We start from the raw sequence: 20604 nt of genomic DNA, 5'->3' as shown, positions 1-20604 counted from the left end.
CAACACGCACGGCTGTGTCCCCCGGCCCATGGGCCGGGGGACACAGCCGTGCGTCATGCGCCCGAAGCGGTCCGGGCGGGAACCCCCGGACCGGTGTGCCCTCCCCGCACCTCGCGGGAAGGGCACACCGGGATGCCGTGGGTCAGAGACCCATGCCCTGCATCGTCCGTTCCAGGGAGTCCGCGTACAGCCGGGCCCCTCCGACCTTCGGGTGGAACGACTGGGCGGACGCCCCGAGTTGCAGGATCGGCCAGTCGATGGCGGGCTCGTCGCTCTCCACCAGGTCCAGCACGATCCCGTGGACCTGCTCGGGGTCACCGCATACGGCCTTGCCCGCGAAGTTCTGCGCGGGGTTGGAGTACCAGGCCTTGGTGCCGGCGGCCTTCGCGTCGTCCACGGCGCCCTGCATCTCGGTGGCGAGTGTGCCCGCCATGCCGTTCAGCCAGGGAGCCTCCTCGGTCCCGATGCCCGGGATGCACGACCCCGACCGCTCCAGAAGGGGCGGGTACCCCATCAGCACGATCTTGGCGTTGGGCGCCTTCGCCTGGATCTTCTTCAGCGCGTCGGTGATGGCCGGCCGCACCCGCTCCTTGGCGAGGCGTTCTGCCGCCACACCGATGTCCAGCCCCTGGTAGGCGGCGTCGTCGACCCGCGAGTCGTCGTCGTCGAACTTCTGGTCCTGGCACAGCGTCGGCCAGCCCACACCGCCGAAGATGCACTTCTGGATGATGTAGGCGAACCGGGCGTCGTTACCACCGATCGAGATGGTCACCAGCGTGGTGTTCTGGTCGAGGTAGCCCTTGGACAGCTGAGGCAGCTCGCCGTTCTCGCCGACGCTCGCGATGTTGTACGTCCGGGCCCCGGAACAGGCGATCAGATGGTAGTCCATCGCCGCCGACCTGCTGTCGTCCATCGATCCCACGGACGCCGAGCGTCCCGGGATCGTGGCCTGGCGCGACCACGCCTTGGTCGAACGGTGGCAGGCGTCCCGCGTCGAGGGGTTGCTCGCGTCCCGGTAGTTCGTCTCCTTGTAGTAGTCGACCCCGCCGGCGGCCGAGGCGCCCTCACCCGAGGAGTAGGAGTCGCCCATCGCGACGACCATGTCCTTGGGCTTGGCCGACAGCGGCTGGAAGCCCGCCGCGTCCCACGCGACGTCCTCCGACCCGCTGCCGTCGGCCGCGTGCGTGGAGAGCGAGACCTTCGGGGTCGAGGTGAACTGGAACACCCCGAGGGAGACCCACTTGTTCTCCCCGACGCGCTGCGGGTGCACGCGTACCGGACTCGTGCTGTTCGTCCCGGAGACGGTGTACGAGGCCTGCCGGGTGTGGGCGCCGTGGTCGGGCAGGTGCACCCAGACCCTGGCCCAGCCGGTCATGCCGTTGGTCAGCGTCCAGGTGCCGGTGGTGCGCATCCGCGCGCCCTCGGTGGTCGCCTGGTTCCTGGTGTGCGAGAACCAGAAGTGGTTGCCGTAACCGGCCCCGATCTGATGGGTGTCGATCTTGCCCGGGTAATTGGCGCCGTCAGCCGTGAAGGTGAAGCCGAAGGTGCCCGGTGACGTCGTCGCCCCGCAACTTCGTCCCGATGAGCCCGCCGGTGTGACACCCGAGGCCACGTCGTCGATCACGTACGTCCCCGAGGGCAGACCGCTGGAGCACCGCGGCGGGTACGCGCTGCCGTCCGGCTGCTCCGGATAGGTCGCGTCGAAGCGGTGCAGGGCGTATCCACAGGCACCGCCCGCACAGCTCTTCCAGCTGGACTTCTTGTTCCACCAGCAGTGCAGGAAGAACTCGTCGGCCGGGTTGTTGAGCTGGCACGCGCCGTTGGTGTCGGTGTCGCCGTCCTTGATCTTGCTCGGGTCGCAGTTGTTGGAGCTGTCGCAGAACTGTCCGACCGGCGGCTTGGCCCGCGTCCGCTGGTCCGTGGCGGTCCACCACGCGGCCCGGTAGCCGGGCTGGAAGTCGCCGGGCGCGAACATCGCGGAGATCGGGCGGGCGGCCCAGCCGATCACCTTCTCCTGGTACGGCCAGTCCTGGGGGTGGGCGGCGTGGGAGTAGTCGTCCCCGCCGGCCGAGTTCTCCAGGAACGGGGTGCGGTTGGCCTTCCACAGCGCGTTGGCCGGGTTGTTGGTGTAGCCGACGCCCCAGTGGCCACCGTGCGAACCGGCGCTGGACTGCGGGTAGAAGCCGGAGTTGTAGGCCCAGAGCGCGAAGAACCAGTTCTCGATGTACGAGGGGCCGCCGTCGTTGACGGTCATCCCGGCGCTGTACGTCTGGTTCCACTTGTCCACGAGGATGTTGACCCCCGCCGCGATGTTGGCGGTGTAGTCGAGGGCGACGGCCTCCTGCTTCTGCACGGACAGCGCGGTCTCGCCGGGCTTCTCGTGACCCGCCTTGCGCATGCCGTCGGTCACCTGGACGATGCCGTAACCGCAGTCCGCGTTGGCCCAGTTGATCGCCCACGGGTCCGGGGTCTCACCGTCGGATCCGTGGCTGATGCCGTAGAAGTTGCCGATCAGGGTGTTCGCCGTGACACCCGGCACCGCGAAGCGGGTGGCCTGCCACATGTTGGATTCCTGGGCGGTGACGCCCAGCATCACCTGCGCGGGGATGTGGTACTCGTCGGCGGCGTCGGGCGTGCCGTTGGGGTCGCCCGCCATGGTCTTGAGCGGGAAGAGGGACTGCGGCTGGTAGGCCGACATCCCGGTGTTCTTCCAGTTGGCGGCGCGCGAGACGTGCGAGTTCAGCTTGCCGACCACGGCCTGGTCCACCGCCCACTCGACCTGCCGCGGGGTCGGCTGGAAGGCCTGCTTGCGGACGTCCCCGCGCGGCACCGAGCAGTAGCGCTCGTCCTCGACGGGGTTGGTGGGCGACGCGGCGGCGAGCTTCGGGGAAGCCGTTGCCGTCCCGGTCCCGCGGGTGAGTGCCGGTGAGGTCGCGAGGCCCGCCGCCGTCCTGGCGGTGGAGCCGACGGTCGTGCCGGGCCTGGCGTCCAGGGTGACGCTGCGGCCGGTCTCCAGCAGCTTCATCGAGGTCCGCGCGGTGCGTGCGGAGGCGGCCTCCTGGGGTGAGATCCGGGAGTCCTTGCCGTCGGCCCAGGCGGTGGTGACGGCGGCCTCTCCCCGGGTGGACAGCGCGGCGCCCTTGGCCACTCCCGCGGGCATGCGCACGGACGCGGGCAGGGTGCCCGCGGCCTTGGCCTCGCCCGTGACGTACACCGTGCCGGTGCGGGCCGAGCGGGCCAGGTCGAAGTCGGTGAGCGCGCCGGTCGCGAGGCGCCGGGTGCTTTCGCCGGACTTGCCGGCGGCGCCGAAGAGTGACGCCGGGGCGCGCCGGACCTCGGCCCGCTCGGAGGCGGCTCCGGCGGTGCGGTCGATGTAGACGACCGAGCCGTCGGCGGCTGCCGTGAGCTGGAAGGGGGCGGTGCCGGCGCGCGAGGCGACGCGCACGTCGCCGGTGGGCGCGACCCGGACCAGGCGGGAGCCCTGCGCGGCGGCGTAGCCGTCGGCGAGGGGGACGGCGGACGTGACCTGGCCGGGCAGGTCCAGCGGCTTCGCGGCCTTTCCGCTTGCCGTGTCCACTCCGACGAGACGGGTCTCGTTGCGCTTCGACGCGTCGTCGGAGAACTGCGAGAAGACGGCCTTCTCCGTCGTGCCGCAGCCGGGTGAGAAGTAGCTCAGGCTGGACTGGACGGGGAGCTTGGTGACCGCGCCGGTCGTCAGGTCCACCACCGCGGTGAAGGCTCCGCGGGTCATCAGTGCCGGTCTGTTGGTGAAGGTGCGGGGCGCGTAGGTGACGGCGGCGCGCTCTCCCGACGCGGTGATGCAGGCGTTGCCGATCCAGGTGTCGGTGTCGAAGCCCGGCTCGGACAGGGTCGCGGCGGTCCGCCACCGGTAGCCGTCCTCGGCGGCGGCGACCATGACGTGGAAGCCGGTGGCGTCACCCGACGTGGTCCATGCCAGGTCGTCGGAGGCGCGGTATCCGGAGCCGAGGAGTGCCGTGCGGTCGTCGGCGGGGACGGCCTCGGGGAGCTCGGCCGGACCGGGCTTCGCGGCGTCCGCCCGGTCCTTCTGGTTCCAGCCCTGGGCGGCGCCCGGGGGAGGGGTGGGGGATTTCGCCATCGACACCGACGGGTAGCCCGCCAGCAGTGCTGTCGCGGCGATAGTTATGACGGGTACATGCCATTTTCTTCTTCGGGACACGTTCGGCTCGCCTTTCCTGCGTACACCCGCGTCGCGCGTGGGGGGAAGCGGGCGTCCGCTTCGCGCGTGGGGGGACGCGAGCACATCAGCCGGACCTCTTCACCTCCTCTCACCCGTCTCTTCCGCTATACCGACCCGCGGTCGGCTATGCGCCCGTACCTCGTCGCGGCGCACCGGAGCCCCGCACCACCGCAGAATGGCGCGGAAATCACCGCGAGAAGGGCTGGGACATGGAGACCGAACAGTCGGGCAGCACCGGCTTCGACGCCGCCGTAGACGGCGTGTTCGCCCCCACCGACAAGCTGGGCGGGACCCTCCGCCTGGTGCGCACCGACGACTTCGACTCGCTCGATCCCGGCAACACGTACTACGCCTACACCTGGAACTTCCTGCGCCTGATCGGCCGGACCCTGGTCACCTTCGACACCGCGCCCGGCAAGGACGGCCAGCGGCTGGTCCCCGACCTGGCGGAGTCGCTCGGAGAGAGCTCGGACGGCGGCCGGACCTGGACCTACCGGCTGCGCCCCGGTCTGCTCTACGAGGACGGCACGCCCGTCGTCGCGGCCGACGTCAAGTACGCGATCGCCAGGAGCAACTACGGTACGGACGTGCTGGGCGTCGGCCCCACCTACTTCCGCCACCTGCTGGGCACCGACTACGGCGGCCCCTGGCGCGAACCCGAGGTGGACGGCCCGGTCACCGTGGAGACGCCCGACGACCGCACCCTGGTCCTGAAGCTGACCGAGCCCTTCGCCGGCATGGACCTGCTCGCCACCATGCCGAGCACCACACCCGTCCCGAAGGACCGCGACACCGGCATCGGCTACCGGCTCGGCCCCGTCGCGACCGGCCCGTACCGTGTGGAGTCCTACGAGCGCGGCAAGCTCGTGGTCCTGGAGCGCAACCCGCGCTGGGACCCGGAGACCGACCCCGTACGCCGGCAGCGGGCCGAGCGGATCGAGGTGCACCTGGGCAAGGACCCGCACGAGGTGGACCTCATGCTGCTCTCCGGTGAGGCGCACGTCGACCTCGCGGGCTTCGGGGTGCAGCCCGCGGCCCAGGAGCGCATCCTGGCCGACCCCGAGCTCCGGGCCAACGCGGACAACCCGCTGACCGGCTTCACCTGGATCTACTGCCTGTCCAGCCGGATCACCCCGTTCGACAATGTGCACTGCCGCCGCGCGGTGCAGTTCGCCACGGACAAGGCGGCCATGCAGGCCGCCTACGGGGGGTCCGTGGGCGGGGACATCGCCACCACGATCCTGCCGCCGACCATCGACGGCTACCGGCCCTTCGACCGCTACCCGGTCGGCGACGACGGCACCGGGGACCTCGATGCGGCCCGCGCCGAACTGGTCCTCGCCGGCATGCCGGACGGGTTCCGCACGAAGATCGCCGCCCGCAAGGACCGCCTGAAGGAGTACCGGGCGGCCGAGGCGCTGTCGGCCGGACTGGCCCGCGTCGGCATCGAGGCCGAGGTGCTGGACTTCCCGTCCGGCGACTACTTCGACCGGTACGGCGGCAGCCCCGAGTACCTGCGCGAGCACGGCATCGGGATCATCATGTTCGGCTGGGGGGCGGACTTCCCCGACGGCTACGGCTTCTTCCAGCAGATCGTCGACGGACGCGCCATCAAGGAGCGCGGCAACCAGAACATGGGCGAACTGGACGACCCGGAGATCAACAGCCTCCTCGACCAGGGGGCCGTCAGCGCCGACCCGGAGGAACGCGCGGAGATCTGGCACCGTATCGACCGGCTGACCATGGACCACGCCGTCATCGTGCCCTACCTCTACCCGCGCTCCCTGCTCTACCGCCACCCGGACGTCCGCAACGCGTTCGTCACGGGCTCCTTCGGGATGTACGACTACGTGGCACTGGGCGCGCGCTGACCACGGCGCGGTGCGGCCGGCGGCGGACGCGCCGGCCGCACCGCCGCCTCAGCTCCGGCCGGCGACCGCGGGCCGCACCGCCGTGCGGTCGGGCGCGGCCCGTCCCGGGCGCACCGCGCCACCCCGGGGGGCCCGGTGCGCCCGGCGCTGCGCACCGGCGGACGGTTCGGCGGCCGGCGGGGCATCCCCCGGTACCGCGCCCACCGCCCGGAGTTCGGCCTCGAAGCCGGCCAGCCCGGCCAGGAACTGCCGGGTCGGCGCAGTCAGGTCGGTGCCGCGCGAGCTACGCAGCAACAGCCGCGCCCCGAGCCTGAGTTCGAGACGGTGGATGCGCCGGGTGAGGGCCGACTGGCTGATCGAGAGGACCGCCGCGGCGCGGTTGATGCTGCCGTGGTCGGCCACCGCGCGCAGCAGATGGAGGTCCTCCACGTCGACCTGGACCGACTCGTCGGGCAGGGCCGGCGGTGCCTGGAGCCCGCGGGCGGCGGCATCGGTGCGCCGCTCCAGCCCCGCACGCTGCCCGCGCAGCCAGTCCGCCCACCACGGATCGCGGAGCATGTCCCCGTGCTGTGCGGTGAACCTGCTGAGACAGCGGGCCGTGAGCAGCGCCGCCAGCTGCTGGGCCAGCGAGCCGGGCACGACGGCGGGATCGACCAGCAGACCCGCGGCCCGCCGGGGCCGCTCCACCAGCGAGCGGCGCACCAGCGAGGGGGTGAAGACGGCGGGGCAGGCCGGCGAGCCCAGGCCGACCGCGTCGCCGCGCCGCAGCATCCCCCGCGCGACCGAGGCGCCGGTCACCTGGATGCGGGCGGGCGGGGTGAGACCGGCCGACCGGTAGACCCCGCTCACCAGGACCTCCGCCTCCGGTCCGGCCTCCGACACCCAGTTCTCGTCGCGCAGATCGGCGAGGGAGAGCGCGTCGCGGCCGGCCAGCGGATGCCCCAGGGGCAGCGTCACCCACAGCGGGTCGTCCAGGACCTCGTACGTGCGCACGGTGCGCTCGACCCCGTGCGAGAGGGTGTTCAGCCCCCATGTGTGCGCGGCGTCCACCCGGTACCCGTCGAGCTGCCTGAGTACCTGGCCGGGTGCGTCATGGCTGACCGACAGGAGGATGCCGAGGGAGTCGGCCGCGTCCTCGACCAGATCCTCCATCAGCGGTTCGGCGGTGGCGATGTTCAGGATGCGGGGTGCGTTCAGGGCCTCGGCGCCCCGCCCGTAGATGTCCGTCTGCACGGCCTGGTCGACCTGGCGGAAGAAGCGCCGCCCGGCGACGAGCACCCGCGCACCGTCAGGACTCAGCCGGGCCGTACGCGCGTCCCGCAGTGTCAGCGTCAGCCCGGTGGCATGGTCCAGCCGGTCCAGCCGGCGCTGGGCGGCCGGAGGTCTCAGCCCCGCTCTGCGAGCGGCTTCGGCCAGGTCACCGCACTGTCCGATCGCGTCCAGCAGCCGCAGGTCCGGACGCGACAGGGGCAGGCGTGTGAGCCGGTCGGGAACGGAGGGCACGTGTATCGCAGAAGGCACGGACGGCTTCCTTACGGTTATGGATGACGCCTCTTCTTCACCTGTGACGGCCTGATGCGGCTCACGTTAGGCAGGCGTTCTCTTCGCTCGCTCCTCTCGCCCGGAGCGGCCCGGGCGGTCCCGGACAGCACGAAGGCGGGCACCGCGCAGTGCGGTGCCCGCCGTGGGGGTGTGTCTCAGGCCTGATCGGTGGGGCGGATGAAGATCTCGTTGACCGTGGCGTGCGGGGGAGCGGTGACGGCGTACAGCACCGCCTCGGCGATGTCCTCGCTCTGCAACTGCCGTATCTTCGCGACACGTTCGGTGATCGCCGCCTTGGAGGGCGCGTGCGTGATGTGTTCGCGCAGCTCGGTCTCCACCGTTCCCGGCTCGATGACCACCACCCGCACCCCGCGTTCGGTCACCTCCTGCCGCAGCCCTTCGCTGAAGCCGTTCACGGCGAACTTGGTGGCGTTGTAGACGGCGGATCCCCGTCCGACGACCCGGGCGGCGATCGACGAGATCTGGACGATCGTGCCCTGGTTCCTGATCAGTTCCGGGAGGGCGGCGTGGGTCGTGTACATCAGGCCCATCACGTTGGTGTCCATCATCCGGGTCCAGTCGGTGGTGTCGGCGTCCTCCACCGGCCCCAGCAGCATCAGCCCCGCGTTGTTCACCAGGATGTCGAGCCGGCCGAGTGTCCCGACGGCGGAACGCACGGCCGCGGCCACGGCCTGTTCGTCCGTGACGTCCAGCTCGAGGACCAGGACGGTCGCGCCCTTCGCCTCCAGTTCGGTGCGCAGTTCCTCAAGGCGGTCGAGGCGCCGTCCGGCGACGGCGACCGAGGCCCCGGCCCCGGCAAGGGCGCGTGCGGTGGCACGGCCGATTCCTGATCCCGCTCCTGTGACGAGCGCGACGTGTCCCTGTAGCGATGAACTCATGTGGTCCTCGTTCTCGGGGTGTTGGGCCGGACCGGGAATCCGGCCGAAAAGCGTCCGACGGTACGGCGCGCCGACCGTACCAGCCCGGCGTACGCACGGTGAACGGCCTTCGGCGGCCGTTGTTATGTGCGTTCGTGGCTTGTTATGCGGGTCGGGTCCCCCCGAAGGGGAGGCCGGGCGGCGGGCGGTGAGGATGGGGGCGCTACTTCACGTCGGCATGCCCGTGCAGCGATAGGTGGGACCCATGACGCAGGACGCAGCATCCCCGAAGGTGACGGCCGCACCGTCCTACCCGATGGAGCGCGTCTCCCCGATCGATCCACCGCCACCGCTCGCCCTGCTGAGGTCCGGCCCGGCGGCGAGCCGCATCACGATGTGGGACGGCAGCCAGGTGTGGCTCGTGACGGCGCACCCCCACGTCCGCGCGGTGCTCGCCGACCGCAGGTTCACCGCGGTGACCAGTGCGCCCGGCTTCCCCATGATGACGACCACGTCCGTCCTCGTACGGGACAAGCCGCACACCGCCTCCTTCATCCGCATGGACGACCCCGGCCACTCGCGGCTGCGGTCCATGCTCACCCGCGACTTCCTGCACGGCCGGGCGGAGGCGATGCGGCCCGTCCTGCGGGAGCACCTGGACGAGATGCTCGGCGCCCTGGTCGGGGGCGAACGCCCGGTCGACCTCGTGCGCGGGCTGACCATCCCCGTCCCGTCCCGGGTGATCGCCCTGCTCTTCGGGGTCTCCGACGAGCAGCGCGAACTGATCGAGAGCCGCGCCGGCATCCTCATCGACCGTGGCTACCGGCCCGAGCAGGTCGCCGCCGCGCGCGACGAACTGGACGGCCTGCTGCGCGAGGTGGTCGAGGAGCGCATGCGGACGCCCGAGCCCGGTGACGACCTGCTGAGCCGCCTGGTCGTCGACCAGGTGCGCAAGGGAGCGCTCACCGTCGAGGAGATGGTCCCGATGTGCCGGCTGCTGCTCGTCGCCGGCCACGGCACCACGACCAGCCAGGCCAGTCTCAGCCTGCTGAGCCTGGTCACCGACCAGGGCCTGGCCGACGCGCTCGCCAAGGACCCCGAACTCCTGCCGAAGGCCGTCGAGGAACTGCTGCGCTACCACTCCATCGTGCAGAACGGGCTCGCCCGCGCGGCACTGGAGGACGTGGAGCTCGGCGACGTGACGATCCGGGCGGGCGAGGGCGTGGTCGTGTCGCTCTCGGCGGGCAACCGTGACGAGTCGGTCTTCCCCGTCCCCGACGCGCTGGACCCCGGCCGGGACGCCCGCCGCCACCTGGCCTTCGGCCACGGCATCCACCAGTGCCTCGGCCAGTGGCTGGCCAAGGTGGAACTGGAGGAGATGCTCGCGGGTGTCCTGCGCTGGATGCCCGGCGCCCGGCTGGCCGTGCCGTTCGGCGAACTGGACTTCCGGCACGAGGTGTCCAGCTACGGGCTCGCCGCACTGCCGGTGACCTGGTGAGCGCCGGCCGGCTGACCGTGGCCGTGGACACGGACGCCTGCTGCGCGATGGGCCGGTGCGCGGCGACCGAGCCGCTGGTCTTCGACCAGGACCCGGACACCGGCACCGTGGTCCTGCTCACAGCCGAACCGCCGCCCGAACTGCACGACACGGTCCGGCTGTGCGCCGAGCTCTGCCCCTGCACGGCCATCACAGTCACCGAGGACTGACACCAGCGGCCGGCAACGGCCGTCGAGGAGCGATGATGATCGATCTGCCCGGTTCCGACGCCTCCGTCCACCCGGACGCGCAGGCCGTGCTCGACGGGGACGACACCCCGCTCGGGCGCCGCACCCGCTGGGCGGTGGAGCTGCTCACCGGCCCAGCGGCACCCCGGGAGGAGGACCTGTCCGGGACTTTCGTCCCCGTCTTCCTCGCCCGGCATCCGCAGGGCTTCGCCGCGACGGTCGAACGGTGGCGGGGTCTCGGCCCGTTCACCGTCACCGACTACCAGCCGGTGGCACACAAGTCGTGGGTCACCCTGGAGGGTCCGGCGGGAGTCCGCTCGACCCTGTCGCTGACCCTCGACTCCACCGGGCTGATACGCGTCCTGCACCTCGGACCGGAGATCGTCACACCCCCGGTACGCGCATGGGACGACCTGGCGCGGGCGCTGGAGCAGCCGGGTGTGACCTGGTCGGCGCTGGTGACCCGTGAGGAGGACGGGGTCACCGGGACGCTCTACGCCAAGGACGCGGACCGGCCGATGCCCAACGGCTCGTCGTACAAGCTGTATCTCATGCGGGCGCTGGCACAGGCGGTCACCGCGGGCGCCGTGCGGTGGGACGACGAGGTGACGGTCACCCCGGCCCTGCGGAGTCTGCCCACCGGGGACATGCAGGAACTCCCGGACGGCACCCGGGTCGCAGTCCGTGAGACCGCGTACAAGATGATCGCGATGAGCGACAACACGGCCGCCGACCTGATCCAGGACCTGCTGGGACGGGACGCGGTGGAGCGGGCCGTGGTGGAGGGCGGGCACAGTGATCCTTCGCTGCTGCGGCCGTTCCTGACGAGCCATGAGGTCTTCGAGATCGGCTGGGGCGACCCCGGGCTGCGGGCCGAGTGGGCCACCGCGGACGAGGACGGCCGCCGGCGACTGCTGGAGCGGATCGACGGCCCGATGACCGTAAGCGGGTCGGACCTCGGCCCCACCGTGCACCAGCAGGGCCTGGACTGGCACATGAGCGCCTGGGACGTGACACGGGTGCTGGGCGCCCTGGCCGACGACGCGGCACGGGACACGAGCGGTGTCGTCGACGACATCCTGACGGCCTATCCCGGGGTCCCCGTCGACTCCGCACGCTGGCCGCGGGTGGTGTTCAAGGGCGGTTCGTGCCCCGGCGTCATGATGTTCTGCTGGCTGCTGGAGGACCCCGAGGGCGTACGCCACACGCTGGTGCTCCAGCAGTGCGCCGACGACCAGAAGCTCATCGGCGACGGACAGTTCCTGAGGGGCATGGGCGCCCGCGTCATCGGATCCGGCCTGCTCGGCGGTACCACCCGGTGACCGCCCGGGACCGCTCGCTGGCCGTCCTGGTGGCCGTGCTCTGGGGGCTGAACTTCCTCGCGGTACGGGTCGGCCTCGACCACTTCCCGCCGTTCTTCCTGGCAGCGCTGCGCTACCTGGTGCTCGCGGTCCCGGTGGTCCTCTTCGTGCCCCGCCCCGCGGTGCGCCTGCGCTGGCTCCTCGGATACGGACTCGGCTTCGGAGTCGCCCAGTTCGGGCTTCTGTTCCTCGCCATCGAGCAGGGCATGCCCTCGGGGCTGGCCTCCGTCGTGGTGCAGGCCTCGGCGCCGTTCACCGTGCTGCTAGGGGCGCTGCTGCTGCGCGAGCGCGTCACCGTACGGCAGCTGGCCGGCATCGGGCTGGCGGTGCTGGGCATGGCCGTGATCGCGGTGGACCGGGCGCGTACGGCGCCACTGCTGCCCCTGGTGCTGACCGTGCTCGCCGCGCTCGGCTGGGCGGTCGGCAACCTGGCCAGCCGGCAGGCGAGGCCGGAGTACCCCCTGCGTTTCGCTCTGTGGATGGCGGTGGTCCCGCCGCTCCCCCTGCTCGCGCTGTCCGCGGTGATGGAGGGGCCCGCGACGGGGTGGCGCGCCCTGGGGTCGGCCTTCGGTCCGGAGGGCTGGCCGGGCCTGGTCGCACTCGTCTACATCGCGGTGCTGGGCAGCGTCGTGGGCTCAGGGATCTGGACGGCCCTGCTCAAGCGCTACCCGGCGGGTGTGGTCGCGCCGTTCTCGATGCTGGTGCCCGTGGTCGGCATGGCCGGCGCGTGGCTGGCGCTGCACGAGCGGCCCACCGGATGGGCCGTGGCGGGCGGGACGGCCGTGGTCGCCGGGGTTCTGCTCGGCACGGGCTGGCTGCCGCGCTTCCTGCGGGCACGCGACGACACGGCGGCCGCCCCCCGCCTCCCGGAGGGCGGAGGGCGGCCGCCGGGCGGTCAGCCCGCCGGGGCGACCGGCGCCTCCCAGGAGACCAAGCGCTCCTGAGGGACGAAGCCCATCGCCCGGTTGAGGGCGATCATCGGGTGGTTGTCGTCGGCGTTGGCCGTCTCGATCAGCCGCACCCGGGGCTCGTACTCGCGCACATGGACGAGGTTCGCGAGCTTGAGCAGCAGTCCCAGGCCGTGACCGCGGTGCCCTCTGGCCACCACCGTCATGCCCTGGAGCAGGTGCCGGGGGTTGCCTGTCGTCTTGGAGGCGCTGGTGAAGCCGGCGAGTTCACCGGTCTCCTCGTGGACCGCGCCCACGTGGTAGGCGCGTCGTCCACGGCCCACCCGCATCCGCTCGTAGCGCCGCACATGGCTCGTGCGGACCGCATCGGGCCCCTCGCCCCAGGTCTCCGGCATGCTCTCGCCCAGCGACTGGCCGAGCTCGGACACGGCGATCGCGAACCCGTCGGGTGTGACGGTCCCCCACCGCTGGAGCCGGTAACCCGCCGGGACTTCGGGGATGCCGCCGGCCGACGGGTCGTGCCGGTCCAGGTCGAGCCACTGGTGGACGCCCTCGGGGCCCCCTGACCGGGTGGCGCCCAGCGAGGTGGCGAACGCGGCGGGGCCCGCGTGCCGTACGGGCCCTTCCGGCAGCGCCTCGACCACATCCCCCACCAGCAGGGTGCGGCCGTGCTGCCCGGCCAGCGCGCGTGCCCGCCGGAACAGGGCGGTCCCGATTCCCTGGCGGCGCTCCTTCGGCGCGGTCAGCAACTGGTCGACGACGGCGACCGGTGCCCCGTCGGGAAGCACGAGCCGGAGCGCGCCGACCGCCTGCCCGTCCAGGAAGGCGACCTCGCCGGCCAGAGAGGTGTCCGGCGGTGCGAAGCGCACCGAACCGGTCAGGTCCGCCGCGCAGGGCGGGGCGGCGGACAGCGGGACGTCCTCGGCGCTGTCCGTGGTCAGCCGGAGCCAGGCGTCCGAGGTGGCCGGGTCGCCGGCGTCCAGCGGGACGAAGCGGAGGTCCGCTGCTGCGTAGTTCATACGGTGTCGTTCTCCCGGTCGGTGCGGGTATCGGTCACGCCCATGGCCTGGATGTCGTACAGGCCGAAGGCGGGGTGGACATACACGTTGGTCGTGCGGGGGCCCCGGTAGTGCAGGGTCTTGTCGTGGACCAGCGGGAGGATGACCGCGTGGTCCATGACCCGGCGCTCCACCTCGCGCCACAGCTCGGCACGGGCGCCCGGGGCGGCGGTGTGCAGCCCGGTGTCGATCAGCTCGTTGACCTTCGGGTCGTCGAGCTCGGCGATGTTCCAGTTGCCGCCGCCGGGGCGGATCAGCCGGCCGTCCACCAGAGGGGCCAGGAAGCCGTACTCGGTGGGGAAATCGGCGCCCCAGTCGGTGACGATCAGGCCGAGCCCGTGCTTGCGGACCGTCTCCGGCGAGCCCGCGCCCTGGCTGAAGTAGGTCGCGACGTCGAGTTCCTTGACGGTCAGCCGGATACCGACCCGGGCGAGGGACTCGACGACCGCGTCGGCGACCAGCCGGAACTTGCCGCGCTGGGTGCCGATGACGGCGTCGAAGCCGTCGGGCAGCCCGGCGGCTCGCAGTTCGGCGCGTGCGGCGTCGAGGTCCCCACGCAGGTCGGGGCCGGTCGGATAGCGGTCCAGCGGCTGGTGGGCGGGGAGCTTCGGAGGGAACAGCGCGGTGGTCAGATCGCCCCCGGTGACCGGGCCGCCGCGGGCCTCCTGGAGCAGGATCTTGTCGGCCGCGTAGTGCACGGCGCGCCGCACGTGCACATTGTCGAACGGCGGGATGTGCGGCTGGAGCGAGACGAAGTGCAGGAAGCTGGTCTTCGGGTTGTCGGTGCGCGAGCGCAGCACCGGGTCGTCCGCCAGGCGGCCCTGGGCCGCGTGCTGAAGGCCGCGGCCCTCCAGGTTGATGTCGAACTCCCCGGCTGTCAGGCGCTCGTCCATGTCGTCGAGGCCGAGCCCGATGGTGACGTCCACCAGGTCCGGGAGTGCCGGCCGCACCGGGTCGGTCGCCCGGTCCCAGCACGGGTTGCGTTCCAGCAGGAGCCTGCTGCCCGGCACGTGTTCGGCGACCCGGTAGGGGCCGGTGCAGCGCGGGTCGTCGCCGTAGCGCGCACCGGTGTCCGCCTCCCGTGGCACGGGGGAGACGCACGGCTGCGCCATCAGGTGGTCGAAATCGGAGAACGGGGTGCGCAGCCGGAACACGATCGTGCGCGCGTCGGGGGTGAGCACGGCGGGCAGGCCGTCGTCACCACCGTCCCGGTAGGGCCCGGCGTACGGGCGGTCCGGGTCGTCCAGCAGCGGCACCAGATACGTCGGGCCGCCGGGGAGCACGTCCTGCGCGAATATCCGCTGCACGGCGTAGCGTACGTCCGCCGACGTCACCGGCGTGCCGTCGTCGAAGCGGACGCCCTCCCGGAGCCGGTAGGTCCAGGTCCGGTTGCCGTCGCTCGCCACGCCGGGTGCCTCGGCGAGGTCGGGTACGGGCACCAGGCCGGCGGGCCCCGGATCGGTGGGATAGGCCATCAAGGTGCGGTTCATCAGCCGTTGCAGCAGCCACACCCAGACGTAGTAGGTCCGCGCCGGGTCGAGGGAGTCGACGTCGGCGGAGGAGACCAGCCGCAGGGTGCCCCCGCGCCGGTCCGAGGGATTGACACGCGCTCCGACGGCGGCGTTCCAGCCGCCGCCCTCCATGGAGCCGGTGGCGGAACTCATCGTGTGGTCGTCTCCCGGTCCTCGGCGAGCGAGCCCGCGGTGTCTTCGGTACGGGGCAGCGGCAGCAGGTAGGAACGCTGCTCACTGACCCGGCAGCCCCGGGCCAGCTTGGCCTTGACGCTGCCGATCCCGGCGTGCAGGACGGTGGCGCCCTCCTTCGCGGCGGCGTCCAGCACCTCGTAGTACAGGACGTCGTAGTAGAGCGGCAGCTTGCCCTGGGCCTCGTAGTCGAACCCGGCGCGGTGGCCGTACCACTGCTCCTCCCCGCGGGCCCGCGAGCGCAGCACCATGCCGAAGCCGATGACGGTGTCCTGCTGCCGGGCCACCGACACCAGGACGTCGTCGCCCATGATCTCGGCGATCCGGCCGATCATCCGGGCCGAGCCCTCGTCACTCGCCGGGTTGCCGTACTTGCGCAGGAGGTTGGCGTCGAGCTGCCCGAGGCGGGGGCAGAGCTCCTGAGTCAGCGGCTCGACGGTCACCTCGACCCCCGCCTCGGCCAGTGCCCGGCGCTCCAGGCGCACCCGGCGGCGGCGGTGGGCGCTCATCTCCTCGACGAACTGCTCGAAGCCGCCCTGCGGGATGTCCAGCCAGGCGTAGTGGTCCGAGGGATGGTGGTGATAGCCGCGGCTCTCCAGCAGCGCTACCAGGGACGTGTCGCGCACGTCCACGTGCGGGAAGCAGACGGTGGCCGCTCCGCGGTCCGCCGCCATCGCCTCGGCCCTCTCCACCAGGGCGGCGACGTCCTCCTCGGTGGCTGCGGCCGAAGCGAGTGTCCGGGTGCGGCCCAGGTGCCGACCACCGCAGACCAGGGAGGGCAGCAGACTGTCCGGGTCGCCCCCGGCGACCTCACGCAGCACGGTGGCCGCCTCGGGAACGTCCTGCTCCAGGGCGCGCTTCAGCATCGCGTCCGGCCGGGCGAGCAGCCAGGCCACGGACGTGTCGGCCCAGGCGGTCACCAGCCCGGCGACGGGGACGCCGCCCCGTTCACGTACCAGGAAGTCCATCGCCGTACCGGAGTTGTGCTCCTGCACGGTGAGCCACCGGGGGGTCTGGAAGAAGTCCTCCGCCCCCAGCAGCGAGTCCCAGCCGGCCGCCTTCAGCCCCGCCGCGCCCGCGACCGCCCGCACACCGTCCCGGCCCTCGGTATACGGGCTCACCGGAGGTCTTCCTCGACGACGAAGTCGAGCAGGGCCGCGGCCTTGTCCGCGAGCTCCTGGGCGGCCACCCGGTCGGGTCCGTTGCAGTAGGTGAAGCCCACGCAGGAGGAGTTGTCCATGCGCTGGAGCAGGTGGTCGCCCTTCTCGACGTGCAGCAGCACCTGGACGTTCTCCACGGCCTCCGCGGCCTCCAGCCCGTCGATGCGGGCCAGCGTCCCGCGCCGGGACGGATAGATCATGCGGACGGCTGCGCCACCTCGGTGGACGACGGGCTCGATCGGAGGGGTGACCCCGATGGTGAGCAGCCAGGCGTCGAGGATGGGGCTGCGGCCGGTGACGTCGGTGACCAGCATCGTCATACAGCTCGACGGGGTACGGGGGTTTGCCTCGATGATCCGCCAGCCGGACTCGGTGCGCCGGACCTCGGTGTGGCAGGGACCGTGCCGGTAACCGATCATCTCCAGGGTCGTGCGGACCACGTGGTACAGCTCGTCGCGCTCGTCGTCGGACAGCGGCACCGGGAAGGTGTGCCCGCACTCGATGTAGGCGGGGTCGCCGAAGAGGTCCTTGGACGTCACGCCGAAGACATGGGTGTGCCCGTCCACGGTCATCGTCTCGACGCTGACCTCCACCCCCTCGACGTACTGCTCCAGCAGCACGTCACCGCTGCGGGGCTGGCCGCGCAGGCTGTGCCGGACGGTGGAGAGGTCCTCCCACGCCTCGACCAGACCAGCCATGTCGTCGACCCTGCGGACCCCGTAACTGATGGCCTCCGCAGGGGGTTTGGCGATCATCGGGAACCCGAGGCGGCGGGCCGCCTCGTCGAGCTGGCTCCGGTGGCCGACCAGCACGTGGGGGATGTTGAACGGCTGGTCACCGAGCGCGATCCGCAGCTGGTCCTTGATGTTGGCGGTGCGCACGGCGGCCGGGTCGGGACCGGGCAGGCCGAGGCGGCCGGCGGCCAGGGCCGCGAGTTCGGTGTGGTAGTCGGAGAACGACGTGATGCCGTCCACCAGAGGCGCCCCGTCCTCGCCGGTGACGACGGCGAGCACCGCGTCGAGATCCGTGGTGTCGACGTCGATCACCCGGTCCACGATGGCCAGCGGGTGGGTGTCCCAGTCGTGTCCGTGGGTGTACCAGGACCGGTCGCCCGTCAGCAGCCACACTTCGAGGCCGTGTTCCTGGGCCTGCTTCAGCCCCAGGACGAAGGGGTGGTTCTGCATGTGCTCGACGATCGCGATCCGCTTCCCGGCGAACCGCGCGTAGTCGGCCAGAGGTGTTGTCATCGGACGCCTCCCGTGTGGGTGATGTGCAATCGACCGGTTCCGGGTTCTCGGGGATCAGTTGAACCGCCTCCGGGCCGGCCGTGCCATGCCCCGGGCGGCAGGACGCATAGGCGGCGGGCGAGGCGCATAGGAGGCCGGGGCCCGGGCGGGGTGCCGAGGCCACCGGCCGTGGCGCGAGCGGCCCGCCACGCCGCGAAGCGCCGGCCGGGCCCCGGCCGCCCATGACGCCGTGAAGCGCCCGTACAGAAGAGAGGCGGTACCGGACAGGTCCGGTACCGCCTCCGACGTGCTCCGCGCCTCAGATCCCGCGGTCGTCGTCCTGGATGTGCACCGCCGCCTCCTCCGCGGAGGCGGCGCCACCGTCGATGCCGACGTCGCGGCCCATCACCCTGTTGTTGCGCAGCTGGTCCGCCTCGTCCGCGTCGGCGACGCGTCCCGCACGCTCGTCCCCCGCGTCGTCCTCCTCAGGCCCGTTGTCCTCGGGCCCGTCCTCCAGGACCGGGTCCGGCTCCGGTTCCTCCTGCGAGAGGCGCAGGTCGAGGGACTCGCCCTCCCGCTGCTCCTCGTCGGTCGTGCCGTACTTGGTCACGCCCAGGGGCTTCTCGGGCGGGGAGTAGCCCGAGTCCAGTACGTCGTCGAGGTCGGGCTCGTCGAGCACGTTCTCCGGATCGAGCTCGTCCGTCGGCCGGTTGTCCGCATCGGACCCGTCCGGCTGATAGACGTCGTCACCGCGTCCTTCGTCCGACATCCGGTCGCTCCTTCCCTTGAGGTATGCCGTGTCCGCCGTTGCCCGTAGCCGGGTCGTGCGGCGTCGCCGCTCTCCTGCCCACGTGGGGGCGAGTCATTGATCCGTCTTCCCACGGACGGGCTTCCGCCCTCCCGGGCGGCCCACGGCAGCCGGGGGAAAAGAACGCCTGGTCAGCCCCATCGAGGCCGCGACCCCTCGGCCCCGGCAGCTTATGGCCGATCCCAGGACGGTGCGACCGGGGGCCGGATCGCCGGCCCCCGGGGCACAGGTGCGGACCGCCGCGGAACGACAGGTCTCAAGAGGCCGGGAGCGGGCAGACGGCGAGACGCCGGGATACAGCCCCGCACCCACTCGCCCACGCGGCACCGAACGACGGGAACGACATGCCGACCGACATACCGGAGAGACCCGCAGCCCTCGCGGACGCCCACGTCGCCGCCGCGTCCTCGTATCCCGCCGACAGCGCCGTATCCCTGCCGTCCCGGACCGGCGGACGGGCCGGTGGCGTGAGCTCACGGCGGACTCCGGAGACCGCCGGGGGGAACGGCCGGGCCGTGGGCATCATCGCCTCGATGGCGGTCTGCCAGGCCGCTCTGATGGTGGGTCTCGGGCTGCTCATCACCGGGCCGGCCGCCGACGTCTGGCCGCTGACGGCCGAGGACGGGGTGACCGACGGGCTCGAGCGCGTCCGCACCGCGACGCTCGACACCGTGTCCCTCGTCGTGTCCGAGGCGGGGAACACGGCCACCGTGGTCATCGGCACCCTCATCAGCTGCCTGGTCCTCCTCCTCGTGCCCAGGCTGCCCCGGTGGCGCGACGCGATCTTCCTGGCCGTCGGAGTCTCGCTGCAGTCCCTGGTGTTCCTGGCCATCACCGAAGCGGTGGACCGCAACCGGCCGGACGTCGAACGCCTCGACGCCTCACCCCCGACGTCGAGCTACACCTCGGGACACACGGGGGCCGCGACGGCGCTCTACGCCGGTCTCGCCGTGCTCGTCCTGCACCGCGTGAAAGGCCCCTGGCGCAAGGTCCTCGCGGCCGTGCTGCTGCTCGTGCCCCTCCTCGTCGGCCTCGCCCGGATGTACCGGGGAATGCACCACCCCACGGACGTCGCGGGCGGCCTCGTCAACGGTGGCCTGTCCCTCCTGATCGTCGGCCGCGCCCTGCTGACCGGCCCGCACGTCCCCGCGCCGGCACCTGCCGGCGAAGCGGTGGCCGCGCCCCGCCCGGCCAAGCCCGAGCAGCCGGCCGGCCGTACCACCGTCGTCTTCAACCCCACGGTCACCGACGACGACGCCCGCAGCGCCCTGCGGCAGGTCCTCGAGGACCACGGACACCACGGCGCCGTGTTCGTGCCGACCACCGCCGACGACCCCGGCGAGGGGCAGACGGCCGAAGCGATCCGGGACGGCGCGACGCTCGTCGTGGTCTGTGGCGGCGACGGCACGATCCGTGCGGCGGCCGAGTCGCTCGCCGGCACGGACGTACCGCTCGTCGTGGTGCCGTGCGGGACGGGCAACCTCCTGGCCCGCAACCTGGGCCTGCCGGTCAAGCCGGCGGAGGCGCTGGCCGTCGCGCTCGGCGGCGCCCCGCGCCGGATCGACCTCGGTCTGATCGAGGGCGACGGGCTGGCCCCCACGCACTTCACCGTGATGTCCGGGGCGGGTCTCGACGCCGCGATGCTGGAGGGCACCAGCGACCGCGCCAAGGCCGTCATCGGATGGCCCGCCTACGTGATGGCGGGTCTGCGCGAGCTGCGCGCGCCCCGGATGCGTCTCACGGTCTCCGTCGACGGGGCCAAGCCCCTGCGGCGCAGCGCCCGGATGGTACTCATCGCCAACACCGGCAAGGTGCAGGGCGGGGCGGCCCTGGTGCCGGACGCCCGGCCCGACGACGGCCTGCTCGACCTGCTGATCCTCGACCCGCGCGGACCGGCGGGCTGGCTGAGTGCCGCCGGATCGCTCCTGCGTCCCCACCCGCACGCGAAGTCCGGCCCGGACGGCCCGCATGCCGCGGGGGAGCACCGGTCCGTCGAGTACTTCACCTTCCGCCGCGCCGAGATCCGCTTCGACGCACCGCAGCCCCGCGAGCTGGACGGCGACCCGGCCGGTTCCGGCCGGCACCTCACCGCCCAGGTCAGGCCCGGCGCGCTGTCCGTGCTCATGCCCGCCCGGGGGGAGTGAC

14 protein-coding genes are annotated in these 20604 nt (G+C 72.3%); 6 read left to right on the top strand and 8 right to left on the bottom strand.

Annotated features, from left to right (window positions below; translation table 11 throughout):
- Positions 1–142: 142 nt before the first annotated feature.
- The gene (locus OG206_RS03940) at positions 143–4117 is read right to left on the bottom strand and encodes a golvesin C-terminal-like domain-containing protein (RefSeq protein WP_327112199.1); all 3975 of its coding nucleotides are present in this window, start codon (positions 4115–4117) and stop codon (positions 143–145) included.
- A 311-nt stretch (positions 4118–4428) separates the two neighbouring features.
- On the opposite strand from OG206_RS03940, the gene OG206_RS03935 reads away from it, so the two are divergent.
- Entirely contained in the window at positions 4429–6090 is a 1662-nt protein-coding gene (locus OG206_RS03935; protein ID WP_327112197.1) for an ABC transporter substrate-binding protein, read from the top strand.
- A gap of 48 nt (positions 6091–6138) precedes the next feature.
- Here OG206_RS03935 and OG206_RS03930 read toward each other — a convergent pair whose 3' ends face one another.
- Complete coding sequence (locus OG206_RS03930; protein ID WP_327112195.1) at positions 6139–7611, bottom strand: LysR family transcriptional regulator; 1473 nt, start codon at positions 7609–7611, stop codon at positions 6139–6141.
- 176 nt (positions 7612–7787) lie between these two features.
- Positions 7788–8531 carry an SDR family oxidoreductase gene (locus OG206_RS03925; RefSeq protein ID WP_327112193.1) on the bottom strand — a complete coding sequence of 248 codons (744 nt, stop codon included), beginning with the start codon at positions 8529–8531 and terminating at the stop codon, positions 7788–7790.
- A gap of 244 nt (positions 8532–8775) precedes the next feature.
- Here OG206_RS03925 and OG206_RS03920 point away from each other — a divergent pair, with 244 nt between their 5' ends.
- From OG206_RS03920 to OG206_RS03905, 4 genes are read left to right on the top strand one after another with little or no spacing between them, the layout of a single operon-like run.
- On the top strand, positions 8776–10008 hold the full coding sequence (locus tag OG206_RS03920; protein ID WP_327112191.1) for a cytochrome P450: 1233 nt from the start codon (positions 8776–8778) through the stop codon (positions 10006–10008).
- The gene (locus OG206_RS03915) at positions 10005–10217 is read left to right on the top strand and encodes a ferredoxin (protein ID WP_442805795.1); all 213 of its coding nucleotides are present in this window, start codon (positions 10005–10007) and stop codon (positions 10215–10217) included. Before OG206_RS03920 ends, OG206_RS03915 begins: the two co-directional genes overlap by 4 nt.
- Positions 10218–10252: 35 nt before the next feature.
- Positions 10253–11557: a Cpe/LpqF family protein gene (locus OG206_RS03910; RefSeq protein ID WP_327112189.1), complete on the top strand. Its 1305-nt coding sequence runs from the start codon at positions 10253–10255 to the stop codon at positions 11555–11557.
- Positions 11554–12540 (top strand): EamA family transporter, encoded by a 987-nt coding sequence (locus OG206_RS03905; protein WP_327112187.1) that lies wholly within the window; start codon positions 11554–11556, stop codon positions 12538–12540. The genes OG206_RS03910 and OG206_RS03905 overlap by 4 nt, the downstream gene beginning before the upstream one ends.
- On the opposite strand, the gene OG206_RS03900 is transcribed toward OG206_RS03905, so the two are convergent.
- The 5 genes from OG206_RS03900 to OG206_RS03880 all read right to left on the bottom strand — a co-directional run bounded on the left by OG206_RS03900 (position 12492) and on the right by OG206_RS03880 (position 18420).
- Complete coding sequence (locus OG206_RS03900; protein ID WP_327112184.1) at positions 12492–13523, bottom strand: GNAT family N-acetyltransferase; 1032 nt, start codon at positions 13521–13523, stop codon at positions 12492–12494. The two genes, OG206_RS03905 and OG206_RS03900, sit on opposite strands and share 49 nt — an antisense overlap.
- Positions 13520–15226: an ABC transporter substrate-binding protein gene (locus OG206_RS03895; protein ID WP_327112181.1), complete on the bottom strand. Its 1707-nt coding sequence runs from the start codon at positions 15224–15226 to the stop codon at positions 13520–13522. The genes OG206_RS03900 and OG206_RS03895 overlap by 4 nt, the downstream gene beginning before the upstream one ends.
- Positions 15223–16386, bottom strand: a complete 1164-nt coding sequence (locus OG206_RS03890) for a GNAT family N-acetyltransferase (RefSeq protein WP_327112179.1) — start codon at positions 16384–16386, stop codon at positions 15223–15225. The genes OG206_RS03895 and OG206_RS03890 overlap by 4 nt, the downstream gene beginning before the upstream one ends.
- Positions 16383–17672 (bottom strand): ATP-grasp domain-containing protein, encoded by a 1290-nt coding sequence (locus OG206_RS03885; RefSeq protein ID WP_327112177.1) that lies wholly within the window; start codon positions 17670–17672, stop codon positions 16383–16385. Before OG206_RS03885 ends, OG206_RS03890 begins: the two co-directional genes overlap by 4 nt.
- A 298-nt stretch (positions 17673–17970) precedes the next feature.
- Positions 17971–18420, bottom strand: a complete 450-nt coding sequence (locus tag OG206_RS03880) for a DUF5709 domain-containing protein (RefSeq protein WP_327112174.1) — start codon at positions 18418–18420, stop codon at positions 17971–17973.
- Between the two features lie 383 nt (positions 18421–18803).
- Here OG206_RS03880 and OG206_RS03875 point away from each other — a divergent pair, with 383 nt between their 5' ends.
- Complete coding sequence (locus tag OG206_RS03875; RefSeq protein ID WP_442805794.1) at positions 18804–20603, top strand: diacylglycerol kinase family protein; 1800 nt, start codon at positions 18804–18806, stop codon at positions 20601–20603.
- Position 20604 lies beyond the last annotated feature (1 nt).

The organism is Streptomyces sp. NBC_01341 (genome assembly GCF_035946055.1).
GTDB lineage: Bacteria > Actinomycetota > Actinomycetes > Streptomycetales > Streptomycetaceae > Streptomyces.
Note: the sequence above shows the minus strand (reverse complement) of the source record. Positions and strands in the feature narration are given on the sequence as shown.

Coding starts and splice junctions, on each gene's coding strand:
- OG206_RS03895 (WP_327112181.1), bottom strand. CDS start 15,226: ATGAGTTCCGCCACCGGCTCCATGGAGGGCGGCGGCTGGAACGCCGCC.
- OG206_RS03880 (WP_327112174.1), bottom strand. CDS start 18,420: ATGTCGGACGAAGGACGCGGTGACGACGTCTATCAGCCGGACGGGTCC.
- OG206_RS03940 (WP_327112199.1), bottom strand. CDS start 4,117: ATGGCGAAATCCCCCACCCCTCCCCCGGGCGCCGCCCAGGGCTGGAAC.
- OG206_RS03910 (WP_327112189.1), top strand. CDS start 10,253: ATGATCGATCTGCCCGGTTCCGACGCCTCCGTCCACCCGGACGCGCAG.
- OG206_RS03920 (WP_327112191.1), top strand. CDS start 8,776: ATGACGCAGGACGCAGCATCCCCGAAGGTGACGGCCGCACCGTCCTAC.
- OG206_RS03935 (WP_327112197.1), top strand. CDS start 4,429: ATGGAGACCGAACAGTCGGGCAGCACCGGCTTCGACGCCGCCGTAGAC.
- OG206_RS03925 (WP_327112193.1), bottom strand. CDS start 8,531: ATGAGTTCATCGCTACAGGGACACGTCGCGCTCGTCACAGGAGCGGGA.
- OG206_RS03885 (WP_327112177.1), bottom strand. CDS start 17,672: ATGACAACACCTCTGGCCGACTACGCGCGGTTCGCCGGGAAGCGGATC.
- OG206_RS03875 (WP_442805794.1), top strand. CDS start 18,804: ATGCCGACCGACATACCGGAGAGACCCGCAGCCCTCGCGGACGCCCAC.
- OG206_RS03900 (WP_327112184.1), bottom strand. CDS start 13,523: ATGAACTACGCAGCAGCGGACCTCCGCTTCGTCCCGCTGGACGCCGGC.